This window comes from Oceanirhabdus seepicola (genome assembly GCF_023684385.1).
GTDB classification, from domain to species: domain Bacteria; phylum Bacillota; class Clostridia; order Clostridiales; family Clostridiaceae; genus Oceanirhabdus; species Oceanirhabdus seepicola.
Map to the genome: position 1 here is coordinate 99242 of NZ_JAGSOJ010000004.1, position 14762 is coordinate 114003.

Here is a 14762-nt window from a genome sequence, read left to right on the forward strand (position 1 = left end):
CCTGCTTGTGTTTTCTAATCTAACTCTAGTTCAATATGTTCTGTTTTTATCTTTGACCCATCAAGAATTCCAAATTCCCAATCTTTCTTTGTACTTACAGTTTCTTTTCTAAAAGTTAATAGATCTTTCATGCTAACAGATTTTCCTAAAAATAATTGTCCACAATCAATATACCTTTCCATAGTTTTTCTTGTTTCATCAATGTTAGTTTCACTATCGTTTCTTTCAAGTCTATAGTTTATATATTTATTAAATTTTATACCATAGTCATTAAACTCCTCATCATTTAATTTTAATATATCTTCTAGCTCCATTCCTAGTTGTCTATCAATTTCATTCTTTGTAATTCTTACTGTTTTAACTTCTTCGTCAATATTGTTATACATTGGCTCCCAAATACCTGTCCATTTTTTAATATAATATTTCGAAGGTTTTTGATTTGCATCATCATCATTTAGTTTTAAATAAGTATACTCCACATCTTTCTCATAAAACCCTTTTTTAATAAACCCACTTTGGTTGGAACTCCAACACTCAGATAATTCTTTATCTTTCTCTCTATATGTCATAAAAGATTTATCATTATATTTAAATTCTCCTACTTGCCCATAATCCAATTTTTCTCTTGAAACGATCTTCATGCTTTCGACTTCCCCATGACCTAAATCCATCTCTATTTTTTCAATTTTGGTATCCTTATCAAAATAGATTGAATCATTGAAGTAAAATTCTCTAGAATTTTCTCCCCAAAATACTTCACTATCACTTTCAAAAGCATTTCCATTTTCATCTTCCACAGCAATTTTCATACTAAATGTTTCCTCATCAAAGTACATATCTTTCATATAGACCTTATATCCATCTTTTTCGGTTACTAAATCATATATCTTAAACTTATTTTCTTTAAGCTCCATTATACTTTTGTCTGATTTGAACCATTCCATAACATTCTTTGTATATGCTCTTACATCTGGATTCATTCCTAAAAATAATACAAAAGCTAACACTAACGATGTGCCAATCTTACTCTTATTCCTGTAATAATAACTTCCTCTTTTTGCTTTCTTTAAACTCATATCTATCCTACTATCAAATTCATCTGGTATTATTATTTCATCATCACGCTCAAACTTCTCCATTTATAAACCTCCTTATTTTTTCTATTATGAATAGTATGAAAAGAACCTTCTGCATCCCCTTGCTTTATATCTCCTTCTGAAGTTCTTTTATACCCTTATAGGCTTTTGTTTTTACTGTACTCTCTGGTATTTTAAGTCGTTCTGCAATATCTTTGAACTTGTAACCAAGAAGAAATTTCATGTGAATTATATTTCTATCTAGTGGTTTCATTTTTTTGAGCTTATCTTTAATTATAATCAATTCTTCCCTATGAATATCCTCTTTAAATGTTGGCATCCTTTCTTGAAGCATTTCAGTAATCTTTTCAGCCTTTTTTCTATTTTTAAGCTGTAAATTACATTGATTAATCACAATTTTAGTGAACCAAGTCTCAAAATACTCTGGTGTCTTTAATGTATGAATATTCTTAAATGCTATAACTACCCCTTCACACACAGCATCCATTGAATCCTCTTCATTTTTCAAATATTTATATGCCACTCTATAAGCCTTATTTTTAACATTATTTATTATTATGGAGAAACTTTCTTCATCTCCCTTTTTAGCTTTCTTTACTAATTCAACCATGGTCTTTTCTTCCTCCTTTCACTACTTAGAGAAAAGTTTTAATGAAAAAGTTTTAAAATTTTATAATTTTTTCTATATTTATTATAACAAAAGGACAAACAGGGACAAGCAAGGGGACGGTTCATTAATTTATTTAATAAATTAATGAACCGTCCCCTGTTTGTCTTATTATATTGTCCAAATATACCTACACGCTTGTCTTTTCCCCTCTTTATACATATCATTGTATTCTGGGAGATCCACTATCTCTATTAGCTCAGCACCTAGCTTTTCACAAGTCCTTCTTGATGGATAATTATCTGGGTTACATGTTATTGTAACTTTGTCCATTCCATGAACCTTAGAAACCTTTCCTATCAATCTACAAGCCTTAGATGCATATGCATTCCCTCTGTAAGCCTCTTCAATTATATATCCTATATGCCCTCCATAATATAATTTTTCATTCTCACCTATTCTTACATCAATAATCCCAATAGGCTCTTCACTATCATGTAAAGTTATATTATATTTATAAGCTGGTACAAATTCCTTCTCTGGATTTCCAGGTACCTTCTCATGAATCCTTAAGGCAATCTCTCCATCTGTAATAAAATCCATATCTTTAAATTCAAACATATTTGTACCCCCTGTAACTAGTCATATTCTTCTTACTATATTAATTTTAATGAACCGTCCCCAGATTGTCCTGTTTGCCTTATGGTCTTAAGTATTCCTTATTGATCCATTTTCTTAGAACATCAGGAACCTTTACACTTCCATCTTCTTGTTGGAACTGTTCAACTATTGCTGGTATCAATCTACTTGTTGCAAGTCCAGATGCATTTAGTGTGTGTACAAAATCTTTCTGTTTTCCATCTTTTCTCTTGAATCTTATGTTACCTCTTCTTGCCTGATAATCCTTAGAGTTAGATGCAGAACTAACTTCTTTATATATATTCATACTTGGTATCCAAACCTCAATATCATATGTTATTGCCATAGTTGAACTTGCATCCTTTGCAGCAAGTTTCACAACTCTGTGATGTAATCCTAATTTTTGAACAAGTCTCTCAGCTTTACCAATCAATTCTTCAATTGCTTCTCCTGATTGTTCTGGAGTAGTAAACTGGAACATCTCAACTTTATTGAACTGGTGTCCTCTGATCATTCCTCTTTCTTCTGCTCTGTGACTTCCTGCTTCCAGTCTATAGCATGGAGAATATGCAAAATACTTCTTCGGTAATTCCTCTTCATTCAACATCTCATCTCTATGGATGTTAACAAGAGCTGTCTCAGATGTTGGAAGTATAAACTGCTTGTTCTTGTTATCCTTTTCTTCATCTTCAACATAATATACATCCTCATCAAATTTAGGGAACTGTCCCGCAGTGAACCCACATTGATAATTTAAAATATGAGGTGGTAATATAAATTCATATCCATCTCTAGTGTGCTCCTCTACAAAGAAGTTAAGCAATGCCCATTCAAGTAAAGCTCCATCTCCTTTGTATAACCAGAAGCCATTTCCTCCAAGCTTAACCCCTCTCTCATAATCGATAAGCTTAAGGTCTGTTGCAAGGTCAACATGGTTTTTATGCTCATAATTAAACTTCGGCATTTCTCCCCAAACTCTTAAAACCTCATTGTTCTCTTTTCCACCTGGAAGAACATCATCATCTGGGATATTTGGCAGTGTTGCAAGGAAATAATTAATTTTATCCTGGAGTTGTTTAAGTTCTCCATCCATCTCTTTTATATCCTCACCAATCTTCTTCATCTCTTCTTTAAGAGGGGTAACATCCTCTCCATTTCTAGCCAAAGTTGGTATTTCCTTTGATACCTTATTTCTCTTAGCTTTTAACTGTTCAACTTCCAAGATTATCTCTTTTCTTCTATCATCCCACTGAAAAAGTTCTGTGAAATCAACTTCATCCATTCTCTTTAATAGAGCTGCAGTTACAGCTTCTGTTTCTTTTCTAATTCTTTTGATATCTAACATCTTATTACCTCCCAAATATCTGGCACAGTACAACCTACACCGACTGATTTTAATATTTTTATTTTTAGACTACATATAATCACTGTAATATGTAATTTAATTATTATGAATTAGTACATATCTTAATAGTATTTGGCTATAAAAATCTGCACTATATACCTTGAAAATCTTAAATAATATACATTTTTTCTAATTTATATTAGTTTTCTCATAAAAACACTTGTTTCTTGACCGTATTCATCAGTTGTGTCTTCAACAAAGGTCCAACCATGTTTTTTATAATAATTTGCTGTATGTTCTGTTCTTAAGAAAACTGTATCATAATTCATGTTTTTGCAAATTTTTAGAACTGCATTTATTAGTTTATCAGCAACGCCCTTACATCTATAATTAGGATCAACATATAATCCTGCAAGCCAAGGAGTCAATTCAGGTCTTGTTTCTAAATCATTATCAAAAATTGATACAACGCCTACACATTTATTATCAATTAAAGCAATTAGGGAAATAGGAGTTTTATTTAAATTCCTATTTTTAAAACAATTGATTACAAAATCTACAGTTCTGTCTGGTTTGCCTTCACAAAATTCTTGATAAACCCAATTTGCAACTAGTTCAATATGTTCAAGATTTAACAATAAATTTTCGATTTTAATATCTTCTTGTAACATGTCTAATCACTCCTCTCAAAATTTCAAAAAAGTAAAGACCTGTCAGTTTTTCACCGACAGGTCTTTTATAATCACCCATCGATGCAGCACAAACTGCACTGCATCGATGACAAAATTCAATTGTCATAACACAGTGCTCATCATGATGAGGATGATAAATTTTTATTTAAATTTTTATTTTTCTTGAACATATTAATCACCAACACTTTGTTATTTGTTTAAAAAATATAATATTATAAATATTTACTATATTGTATATTAAATCTCTTAAGGTTTCAAGCAATTTTTTCTAATTGTGTATTAAACACATGTATTTATACCATTTCACTACATATTGAAATACAGTTTTTTCATACTTTATGAATAACTTTATATGCAATCATTTATTGTTTGTATTTAATTTTCATATAAACACAAACTATAAAAGAACAAGCTTTTACTTCTTGAAAGGAGAGATTGCAAGTGACAAATAGACCAGTTGTACCAAGTAAAAAAGGTGAATTAGAAAAATTCAAAATGGAAGTTGCGAAAGAACTTCATTTAGAAAATCAAGTTACTAATAACGTAAACAATCACCCGTACATGGGAAACATGACTTCTCAAACAGCAGGTAAAATGGCTCGTGCCGGAAATGTTGGTGGCGAAATGACAAGAAGAATGATTAAAGCACAAGAAGAAAAAATGATAAATAAACGTTAATAAACTAATAACAGGAGGTATCGTTATGAAAGTAGGAGAAGTACAACAAATACTAAGTGAAAAACCTCATGCTCAGATTTATTATAAAAATACTCCAGTTTTAATAAAAAGTCTAGATAAAGATACTGGTAAAGCAGTAGTTGAAAATCTTCAAACAAAAAATGATGCTGTCGTACACGTGAAAACACTTAATGAAAAATGGGGTCATAAACACTAAGATTTAAAATGAATTTAATAAGTCCAAATTCAAAAACTGGTAGAATGAGCAACAGAACATATTTATGTTCTTTAGCAATTCAAAAGCTTAGTTAAAATGAATTGGGCTTTTCAACATCTATTAAAAATGGGAGGTATATATATGCAACCTACAGAGGTGCAACAAATACTAAATGAGAGACCTAATGCACAAGTATTTTATAAAAACACTCCAGTTTTAATTACGAATCTAGATATGGAAAGTGGTTCCGTAGTAGTTGAAAATATAAATTCAAAGAAAAATATTATTGTACACTCAAATACATTAAGTGAAATATAAGGGCATAAACACTAAAAAACAAAATTTATTTATGCTTAAAGAGATTCCCCTTTATGGAATCTCTTTAATTGTTGACAAAATTTATTTTTTTCATATAACATTATACTTAAATATTCAAAATCTACATTGAATTAAATTTGGAGGAATATTATGATCTTTTCACAAAATGCAGAAGGTAAATTTATAGATATTTTACATACCACAGACTATGATTTTTTGAAAACAAATCCCGTACTCAACGCTAACATAATATATTTGACACTATCAGGCAGTCATGCTTATGGAACCAATAATGAATATAGTGATATTGATATTAGAGGAATATTTCTGAATACTAAGAAAGAACTACTTACCATGGAATGCTCGGATAAACCATTTGAGCATAGAGAATCAGATACTGTTATATATCCTTTAAAGCAAATTATAAAACTTCTATCTAATTGTAATCCGAATTGTATTGAACTTTTAGGTACAAAGGATCAGCATGTTCTCTTGTGCTCTCCTGAGGGAAAACTCATAAGAGATAATGCTCACATTTTCCTTTCTAAATATGCAATTAATACATTTGGTGGATATGCTACTGCTCAACTTAGAAGACTCCAGAATGCTCTAGCACGAGATAACTATCCAAAATCTGAAAAAGAACGTCATATTCTTGGCAGTATTCAGAATCAGATGGTAACATTCAAAGATAGATATAAAGAAATTGATAATAACATCAACTTATATATCCCGCATGTTAATGATGGAGATTTAAATAAAAAAGACAAAGAAATTCTGATTGATATAAATGTGAAAGGTTATCCTCTACGTGATTTAAAAGGAATGTATTCTGAGATGAATAATGTTATAAGAGATTATGATAAATTAAATCATAGAAATAGTAAAAAGGATGATCTTCATCTTAACAAACATGCTCTGCACTTGGTTCGCCTACTAATAATGGGTACTGAAATATTACAAGGTAAAGGTATTCATACTCACCGTGAACAAGATCATTCTCTTCTAATGGATCTTAGAAATGGTACCTATGTGTTAGAGAGGAATGGAGTTAAAGATTACAGTGAAGTATTTAATATAGTTGATAAATACGAGAAAGAATTTAACTATGCAAAGAAGGAATGTGCTCTTCCTGATAAACCTGATTATGATGCAATAAATGATCTTGTTATGGAAATTACTAGACATATTCTTATGAAATAATTATTATTAAATTATGAGTAGCTTGTCAGACTACTCTTTATATTATAATCATACAATATAAACAGAGAGAGGAAGAATAAAATTTATTCTTCCTCTCTCTGTAAGCTTATTATACCATAAAAATAGTGTTTTTTCAATTCTTGTTATTAACTGGAAATCATGCTACCATTTAAGAACACTATTTAATCTAGGGGGTATGTAAATGAATCAAATCTACTGGCAAAACCAATTATTCACGTTTCTACTATACACTGAGGGAAAAGGGTTAAAGAAAAAAATTCTAGATTGTGGCGCAGGCGGTAAAACTCCACCACTTGGTATATTCAAGAATTACGGATATGAGACTCATGGTGTAGATTGTAGTGAGAATGCACTAGAAAAAGCAGCAGAATTTGAAAAGAAACATAACCTTAATCTGAACATTCTAAAAGGTGATATGCGTAATCTACCTTTCAAAGACAGAGAATTCAGTTATGCATATTCTTACAATTCAATTTTCCATATGAGCAAAGAAGATATTAAAACCTCCATAAAAGAAATACATCGTGTGTTAACAAAAGGAGGATATGCTTTTATAAACTTTCCTTCATGTAACGACGAAAGAGCAACTGTTGGGAAAAAAGTTGGAAAAGGAGAATACCTTCAATTTGAGTTTGGAGAAGATGTTTTGCATAGCTACTTTGATATTAATGAAGCTGAAGATAATGGATTTTTCGAAGGATTCAATATTATCATGAAAGAGAATAGTATTAGAAATGGCTTTAGGCAAAATGGTGATAAGGTTACAAAAGGGTATATAGATTATATACTTGAAAAAAAATAGACTATTCCCAATTGCCTAATAATCAAAACTTCTATCAATATTGAATATAAGGAGTGATTATAAAAATGCATAATCTTATAAATGCTTTTCCCTTATATAATTTTTTAGAATATTGTAATTCAAATTCCTCTGAAAAAGTTATTCTTGATTGTGGTGCTGGTGGTTCTAATCCACCCCTTTCTTTATTTTATGAGTTTGGATATAAAACTTATGGAATTGAAATATCTCAAGAGCAATTAGATCTGTCAAATGTATTTTGTACTGAGCACAACTCAGATTTAAATATAATATATGGTGATATGAAAGAGATTCCGTTTAGTAACGAGTTTTTTGGTTTTCTGTATTCTTATAATACATCTGTTCATATGCGAAAGGATGACTTTTCACTTGCTCTATCAGAGTTTTACCGAGTGTTAAAATCTGGAGGGTTATGTTATGTGAATTTCTTAAGCGAAGAATGCGATTCATATGGGAAAGGTATTCAAGTCGGTGATGGAGAGTTCCTACAAGTTGAAGATAATGAAGAAGTTTTTTATTGCCATTATAAAGATAGCCAAATCGAAAAATTCCTTGGAAAATTTGAAATTATATACAAAGAAAAGCGAATCATTACGAGAAAAATAGATGATAAAAACTATACCTCTGCATATTTTGATTATATTTTAATGAAAAAGTAATGTCTTATGAACATCTGGAATATTCTTATTTCGTGTAATAAAGGAGGGTATGAGTGAAAAAAAAGTTTAAAATAACCATAACGTGTATAATCATAGTTTTAATACTTTCAAATATATATTTTATTCATAAATTTAATAAACAATATAAAGCAACGCATGACTACTATACACAATCAATTCAATATATAAGGTCTCATTTAAAAATAACAAACGCTTTACTAAAGGAGATTATAGAGTCTGATGCTAAAAGTAACAATGACTCTGATTATTTTCATCAAGCCTCTGAGGAAATGTATACAGTAGCAGAATATACGACTCTCTTAAATATTTATTTTAATTCTTCAGGTAATAATAGAAAAGATGATTTATCTGGTTGTGGTTGGACAGAATCAGCTCACTTTTTCCGTAACTATTCAACTACACTTAGTTTATGGGCCAATAGTATTGAACAAAATAGAAAAACATCGGTTCCTACTGATGAAGATATTGTAAATTTTAGTAAAGATATAGAAGCATTAAATAGGCTATTTAACGTAGGAGGGCATCCTAATAGTCGTGAGTATATTGGTGATACCCACATAAATGACATGTCTTATTCCAAATTTAAAAAAATTTTAGAAGAGTTCTATAAAAGTGCCTACTTGAAAAAACTGAATGGATAATATTAAATCTTATGCATAAGAACAACAGGCTTGTATATCTACCTGTTGTTCTTAGTCTTATAAATAAGGTATTCAAAACATGCTCCAATCATTATCCCTATAATATAACAAACTATATCACTCCATAAAAATCCATATCCTAGTACTAGCCCACCTAATCTTGTTCCTCGTATGGAATCTATAAATTCACCATGATAAAGCTGTGATATCTCTATTGAACCTGAAAAAGCAATAGCAAAAGCTGCAGTCATCCATATAGGTTTGTCCTTGAATATAAATCCCATTATTAAAAATACCATAATAGCCCAAAGAGTATCTCCTGAATACTTACTTATAACTTCTGGTAGCATATATCCCCATTTCCTAGAGGCTAGTCCTAACCCCATAACTATAATTATAAAAAATACATACACTAATCTATTTCTTTTCATAAATATTACCTCTTACTCTCCTTCTTATTTCCTATAAACCTACCAATTCCCCACTTTCCAATCTCTTTAAATCCTATTTTTCTATAAATCTTACCTGCGTTAATATTTACATAATAAAGACATAAACCTCTTCCTTCTTGAAGCAATTCATTACATAACCTTTCTACACATAATGATGCATATCCTTTTTTACGGTAATCTAAATGGGTCATTACGCTAGTTATCATAGCAGATTGTGAATTTTCAGCAGATGTTTGAGCAAATGCAACCATCTTTCCACTCTCTCTTATACAGTAGCCTCTTGCTGTTCCATTTAAAATACCTTCTCCTAAGATTTTGCAGAATTTGCCACTACCTTGCATAAACTCAGGAATAGATTCTCTTAGTTGAACTACCTCTTCAACCATATCAACTGTGATCTTTTCTAGCTTGTCTCCCCTACTATTTGCTTGTTCATTTAATTCCTTATTTTTCGTTTCTCTCATGGTAGCATAATAATGTCCCTCATATTCCTCCACATTAAGTCCTGATCCTATGAGTTCTTGAACAGAACTTTCTTTTCCAGTTATCATACCTAATTCAACCTCATTAAGTACACTCATAAAGCCCTCTTTATCCCAACACTCACTCTTAGTATAGATAGTATAAATATTAAAAAACTTAACCATTATTCCTTTTAGTTTTCCATTATTATCAACATCACCGTAATATGTTATATAGTCCTCTTCAAAACCTTGATTTTCAATGTTACTTATTATATACAAGTTGTATTCCTTCTCATCAATCACATAATCCAGTATCTTTTTTGCAAATTCTGCACCAAGTTGTTTAATCATATTTACCCTCCAATTAATATATAATTACTTTTTTCTTTTAACTTTTCACCTTTAATAACAAGAGTAATATTTTTATGTTTAACTGATTTTACCATCTCTTTACTTATAATATCCATTCTAAAAATAAAAATTAGATGTCCCTTGACAAATTATAACATATTTTACCCCTTATATAGAATCTACCACACTCTATTCGCATTTTATTATGCCATTTATCACTAATTATTTATTTGATTGTGCCTATTATCTACATATGAAAACAAGGAGAGTTCAAGCTTGCACTATCAACTCTCCTTGTTTTCATATGTTAATATATCTATCTATTTAATTCAAAAAAATCAGCTGAAGTAACCATATCATATACCGTCTGCAGCGGCTTTCCTTTAATATTGTAATCAACTAAGAAATTTCCACATTGAATTGTAAAACGCATAGTTTCAGACATTTTACCATCTTCCCCATGATCCATGTATGAGACTTTTCTAAGTTGTAATACTTCTTCTGTTGTCTCTTCCCACTGAAAAATTGGATAATTCATAGTATAATATAACTCTTCAGGAATTGAAGACGCATGAGGAATTGGATATTTTGTTATATCATACTTTTCTCTCTCACTTACTTTCACCATTCGATTTTCATCATCAGGACTGATAACTCTTACATGGATATCAACATAGGAATATCCAGATTCATATCCAACACTTAGCACCTCACTTGGACTATTCATGTTGTATATGTTTGCGGATCTAAATTTGTATCCCTTAAGTATTGTCTTTGGCAAAAACATTTCGTAGCCTTCCAATGAGTATGCTTCTTCCTTAGATAACTCCTTAACACTATTTTCATCTATGACCTTTCCACTACATTCTTCTAATTCTGCATCCTCACTATATAATTCTTCATTAGATATTAAGTTATTTTCTAACATTTGTTCATTATTAAAATTGTTTTTCCTGTCTTCGGAATGCTTAGTGTTATCAATAGCTTCATTTGTATTATTATTCAAGCCTCTCTCCAGATTCTCGTTTCTGGTAACATTATTCTTTAGTAGTAATATAAATATGACTGCTACAATAAGTACAAAACAAAAGGCAATCACTCCATTTCTATAACTGTGCAAATTAATGTTTTTGGGCTTCATCTAACTCCTCCTTTCATCCTCAATTTTTAAGAGTTAGTCAACTTCAAAAAAGAGAGAGTTGATATCTCTTACTATCAACTCTCCTTGCTTAGATATCATTAATTTAATTTTTAATAACTATTTTCTATCTAAATAATCCATTCAATATTTGAATTACTGCTTTAATAACTCTTAATTTTTCATCTGATGATTTAGCTGATTTTATCATTTCTTCAATTTCACCAAGTGTAGTTGATTTATCAATCTTATCAGTCTTATCAGATTCTTGAGCTTTTTTTACAGTCCCTTCAACAACCACATAGTAATCACCATATTCTGACTTTTCACCTTTGAAATCTATGATATTACCTACCTTAATATTCTCATATCCTTTTATCTTAGCATCTAATATGCTGCAGAATACATCTATAGATTTTCCTTCTTTAGTCTCAATAGTAAAGAATCTACTCTCTCCTGCAAGTTCTGGATTTTTCTCGCTATTATCTATTTTCTTTATTGTCCCAGCAATATGCACTAATTCTTTTTTCTCTTCTTTTTGATCAACTTTAACCTCTTTAATTTTTACATCTTTACTAATTCTAGCGATAGCACTAGGATATTCAAGATTTCTAAATCTTTTACCATTCTCAGTTTGGAAATGATCATAATTTACATAAAGAGTATCCCCATCAACATACATTCCATTAATAATCATGCTATGTTGACTACCACCTGACATTCCATTTGCTACCATAACATAGTTGTAATCTTTGTCTTTAGTATATAAAGATACACCTTTTTCGTTTATGTTCTCACCTATCCAATTTTTGATTCCTTCATCTTTAATATCTTCATTCTTTATAATAGTCAATTCCACAGATTGATTTTCACCTTTAACTTGTTTTACTTTCACATCTTTTTTTATTTTAACAATAGTAAATGGGTAAGCAATATTCATTGTCATTACGTCAGCATGTGGTTGATTATGGTGATATTCCACATAAAGAGTATTCCCTTTACTGTACATATCTGTTACCACCATCTCATGACCACTTCCACCTGCCATTCCATTTGCAACCATAATATAGTTATAATCTTTATCTTCAGTATATAAAGATACACCAGGTTTCTCTATGTTACTTGATATCCATTTCTTCATTCCTTCATCTTTAATTTCATTTTCATCTACAACTTTGTATTCAACATGCTTTTCACTATTCTCTTTACCATATAATTCAATTTTAACATTTTGTGTATTCATTTTTTTAACATCATCTTTCTTTCCATTCTCTTGTGCAAATGCAGTACTTGCTCCACTTACTAATAATGTTGCAGCCATCATTAATGATAAAATTCTTTTTCTATTCATTATTTTCACCTCGTATTATTTTTCTATTGTTTTTATTCATTTTTCTTTATCCCAGGATTAAACTAATATACTCTCAGCGCTTAATTATTTTCTTTTTCACTATTTAATACGATAGTATTTTGGAAAAGTTATCATCAATTAGATTTTTTTTAGTTTTTTTCAGACGAACTAAGGACAAGTAGCAAAATGGGGGACGGTTCATGAATTCTTTTAATAAATTCATGAACCGCCCCCCGGGCTATCTTGTTGTAGGTTTAACAAAAAACTTAGCATCTATTTTTGCTTATAAAATAGATGCTAAGTTTCTATTCTGAAATTATTAATCTTTTTAATCCTAACTGCTTAGCATATTCTACTACTTCCTTAAACTCCTCTACTTCTACTTTTCTTGAAATCTCAGGAAAGTCACACGCTTTGTGCATCGGTGTATATTGTCTCATAATATTGACTACAGTATTCTTAGATAATTCATTCTTTATAAATCCAATTATATTCTTTGAATCTTCCACATTATTTGGCATAACAAGATGCCTCAAAAGTAGGCCTTTCGTTGCAATACCTTCCCCATCAACCTTCAAATCACCAACTTGCCTATACATTTCTTTTGTAGTGATCTTTGCTGCATCAAAATAATTTTTACACTTAGTATATTTAAAACCCTTATGGTTATCTGCAAACTTAATATCAGGCATATACATGTCTATAACTCCATCTAAAAGTTTGATTGTATCGTAATCCTCATACCCTCCTGTATTATATACAATAGGTATGTCAAGCCCCTTTTGAGCTGCTATATATATACCCTCAACAATTTGAGGAATAAAATGAGTTGGCGATACAAGGTTAATATTGTGACAACCTTTTTCCTGTAACTCCATCATTATATCTGAAAGTCTTTCTGGACTTTCTTCATTCCCTTGAGGGTAATGGCTTAAATCATAATTTTGACAGAATACACATCTCATTGTACAATAACTAAAAAATATAGTACCAGAGCCTTCTGTCCCCACTAGTTCTTTTTCCTCGCCAAAATGAGCCCCATAACATGTAATCACCATATTTTCCCCTGCTCCACAAAATCCTGCTTCTCCATTTACTCTATTAACCTTACACTTATGATTACACAATGTACAACTCTCTAACTTTTGTCTAAGTAACTCAACTCTGTTTTTCAATTCATCACTATTATATAAATTCACATATCCCGGTATATATTTGTTCATTTTTATCATTCCTTTTTGTTTTTCTCCTTAAATTTCTTTGGACTTTTATAACTTTTATTATAAACTTTTACTTTTTAAGTATGCGTCTTTTTAACTTTTTATCAAACAATATAATTAGGGACGGTTCATGAATTCTTTTAATAAATTCATGAACCGTCCCAGATTTGTCCTTACCCGCCCTTAATCCTCTAATCAAACTAAAAAATACAATACTGCAAATAATATCACAATTGCCCCCATAAATATTAAAGTTATTCCTATCAACCTAAAAATGAATTTGTTCCATTTAACAGAAGTAGGTTTAACATAAAAAAATAGACTAGGATATTTTTCTTGGTGTTTCAATGATTTTTTATACCAATATTCAGCTATAAATTCTAAATTACACAATATATATATCCCTAAAGGCACAAATAAAGCAAAAACTACGCTCATTATTCCTGGTGCCATTATTTCCATTTCCTATACACCTCTCATATCCCCTAATAAATTAATGAACCGTCCCCAGATTGAGTCTATTTGTCCTAAACCAATTCCCCTATAAATCCATACCCACATATAATATAATACTTCTCCACTAGCTGTTCAGTAACATCCTCTGTAGAATGTATACTTTTATTCATAAGCTCTTTAAATTGTTCAAGTTCACTCTTAAGATTGTCCATTCCAATCCTATCAACTTTTTCAATTAACTTTTCAAGCTCTTTCTTATCGGATTCCCTCACTGTATTAAGCCCGTAAATTGCAAGTCCAAGAAGGAAACTATTTAATTCACTTAATATCTCCTGCACCATATTATCACTCCCTTAGACGTACTTAAAATAA

At 30.4% G+C, this 14762-nt stretch carries 19 protein-coding genes; 7 read left to right on the forward strand and 12 right to left on the reverse strand.

Annotation, left to right across the window (positions count from 1 at the left end; genetic code table 11):
• Positions 1-14: 14 nt before the first annotated feature.
• The 5 genes from KDK92_RS17505 to KDK92_RS17525 form a co-directional block, all read right to left on the reverse strand.
• Positions 15-1139 carry a hypothetical protein gene (locus tag KDK92_RS17505; protein WP_250860661.1) on the reverse strand — a complete coding sequence of 375 codons (1125 nt, stop codon included), beginning with the start codon at positions 1137-1139 and terminating at the stop codon, positions 15-17.
• Between the two features lie 64 nt (positions 1140-1203).
• The gene (locus tag KDK92_RS17510) at positions 1204-1707 is read right to left on the reverse strand and encodes an RNA polymerase sigma factor (protein ID WP_250860662.1); all 504 of its coding nucleotides are present in this window, start codon (positions 1705-1707) and stop codon (positions 1204-1206) included.
• A gap of 168 nt (positions 1708-1875) precedes the next feature.
• Positions 1876-2325 (reverse strand): GNAT family N-acetyltransferase, encoded by a 450-nt coding sequence (locus KDK92_RS17515; protein WP_250860663.1) that lies wholly within the window; start codon positions 2323-2325, stop codon positions 1876-1878.
• 79 nt (positions 2326-2404) lie between these two features.
• Positions 2405-3688 (reverse strand): serine--tRNA ligase, encoded by a 1284-nt coding sequence (serS, locus tag KDK92_RS17520; RefSeq protein WP_250860664.1) that lies wholly within the window; start codon positions 3686-3688, stop codon positions 2405-2407.
• 194 nt (positions 3689-3882) lie between these two features.
• The gene (locus KDK92_RS17525; RefSeq protein WP_250860665.1) at positions 3883-4359 is read right to left on the reverse strand and encodes a GNAT family N-acetyltransferase; all 477 of its coding nucleotides are present in this window, start codon (positions 4357-4359) and stop codon (positions 3883-3885) included.
• Between the two features lie 462 nt (positions 4360-4821).
• Between KDK92_RS17525 and KDK92_RS17530 the strand changes: the two genes are divergently transcribed.
• From KDK92_RS17530 to KDK92_RS17560, 7 genes are all read left to right on the forward strand, one after another.
• Positions 4822-5058, forward strand: a complete 237-nt coding sequence (locus KDK92_RS17530; RefSeq protein ID WP_250860666.1) for an alpha/beta-type small acid-soluble spore protein — start codon at positions 4822-4824, stop codon at positions 5056-5058.
• Between the two features lie 25 nt (positions 5059-5083).
• Positions 5084-5275: a small, acid-soluble spore protein, H family gene (locus KDK92_RS17535; protein WP_250860667.1), complete on the forward strand. Its 192-nt coding sequence runs from the start codon at positions 5084-5086 to the stop codon at positions 5273-5275.
• A gap of 141 nt (positions 5276-5416) precedes the next feature.
• Entirely contained in the window at positions 5417-5593 is a 177-nt protein-coding gene (locus KDK92_RS17540) for a small, acid-soluble spore protein, H family (RefSeq protein ID WP_250860668.1), read from the forward strand.
• 150 nt (positions 5594-5743) lie between these two features.
• On the forward strand, positions 5744-6796 hold the full coding sequence (locus KDK92_RS17545; RefSeq protein ID WP_250860669.1) for a DNA polymerase beta superfamily protein: 1053 nt from the start codon (positions 5744-5746) through the stop codon (positions 6794-6796).
• Between the two features lie 202 nt (positions 6797-6998).
• Positions 6999-7619: a class I SAM-dependent methyltransferase gene (locus KDK92_RS17550; RefSeq protein WP_250860670.1), complete on the forward strand. Its 621-nt coding sequence runs from the start codon at positions 6999-7001 to the stop codon at positions 7617-7619.
• Positions 7620-7684: 65 nt separating this feature from the next.
• Positions 7685-8296, forward strand: a complete 612-nt coding sequence (locus KDK92_RS17555) for a class I SAM-dependent methyltransferase (RefSeq protein ID WP_250860671.1) — start codon at positions 7685-7687, stop codon at positions 8294-8296.
• Between the two features lie 53 nt (positions 8297-8349).
• Positions 8350-8958, forward strand: coding sequence for a hypothetical protein (locus tag KDK92_RS17560; RefSeq protein ID WP_250860672.1), 609 nt, complete (start codon positions 8350-8352; stop codon positions 8956-8958).
• A 38-nt stretch (positions 8959-8996) separates the two neighbouring features.
• Here KDK92_RS17560 and KDK92_RS17565 read toward each other — a convergent pair whose 3' ends face one another.
• The 7 genes from KDK92_RS17565 to KDK92_RS17595 all read right to left on the reverse strand — a co-directional run bounded on the left by KDK92_RS17565 (position 8997) and on the right by KDK92_RS17595 (position 14731).
• A complete protein-coding gene (locus KDK92_RS17565) occupies positions 8997-9389 on the reverse strand; it encodes a ribosomal maturation YjgA family protein (protein WP_276576039.1) in 393 nt (130 codons plus the stop codon).
• A 5-nt stretch (positions 9390-9394) separates the two neighbouring features.
• The gene (locus KDK92_RS17570; RefSeq protein WP_250860673.1) at positions 9395-10225 is read right to left on the reverse strand and encodes a GNAT family N-acetyltransferase; all 831 of its coding nucleotides are present in this window, start codon (positions 10223-10225) and stop codon (positions 9395-9397) included.
• A gap of 316 nt (positions 10226-10541) precedes the next feature.
• The gene (locus KDK92_RS17575) at positions 10542-11366 is read right to left on the reverse strand and encodes a hypothetical protein (protein ID WP_250860674.1); all 825 of its coding nucleotides are present in this window, start codon (positions 11364-11366) and stop codon (positions 10542-10544) included.
• A gap of 124 nt (positions 11367-11490) precedes the next feature.
• The gene (locus KDK92_RS17580) at positions 11491-12714 is read right to left on the reverse strand and encodes a hypothetical protein (RefSeq protein ID WP_250860675.1); all 1224 of its coding nucleotides are present in this window, start codon (positions 12712-12714) and stop codon (positions 11491-11493) included.
• Between the two features lie 305 nt (positions 12715-13019).
• Entirely contained in the window at positions 13020-13937 is a 918-nt protein-coding gene (locus KDK92_RS17585) for a radical SAM protein (protein ID WP_250860676.1), read from the reverse strand.
• Between the two features lie 192 nt (positions 13938-14129).
• Positions 14130-14396, reverse strand: coding sequence for a hypothetical protein (locus tag KDK92_RS17590; protein ID WP_250860677.1), 267 nt, complete (start codon positions 14394-14396; stop codon positions 14130-14132).
• Positions 14397-14461: 65 nt separating this feature from the next.
• Positions 14462-14731 (reverse strand): hypothetical protein, encoded by a 270-nt coding sequence (locus tag KDK92_RS17595; RefSeq protein ID WP_250860678.1) that lies wholly within the window; start codon positions 14729-14731, stop codon positions 14462-14464.
• Positions 14732-14762: the final 31 nt, after the last annotated feature.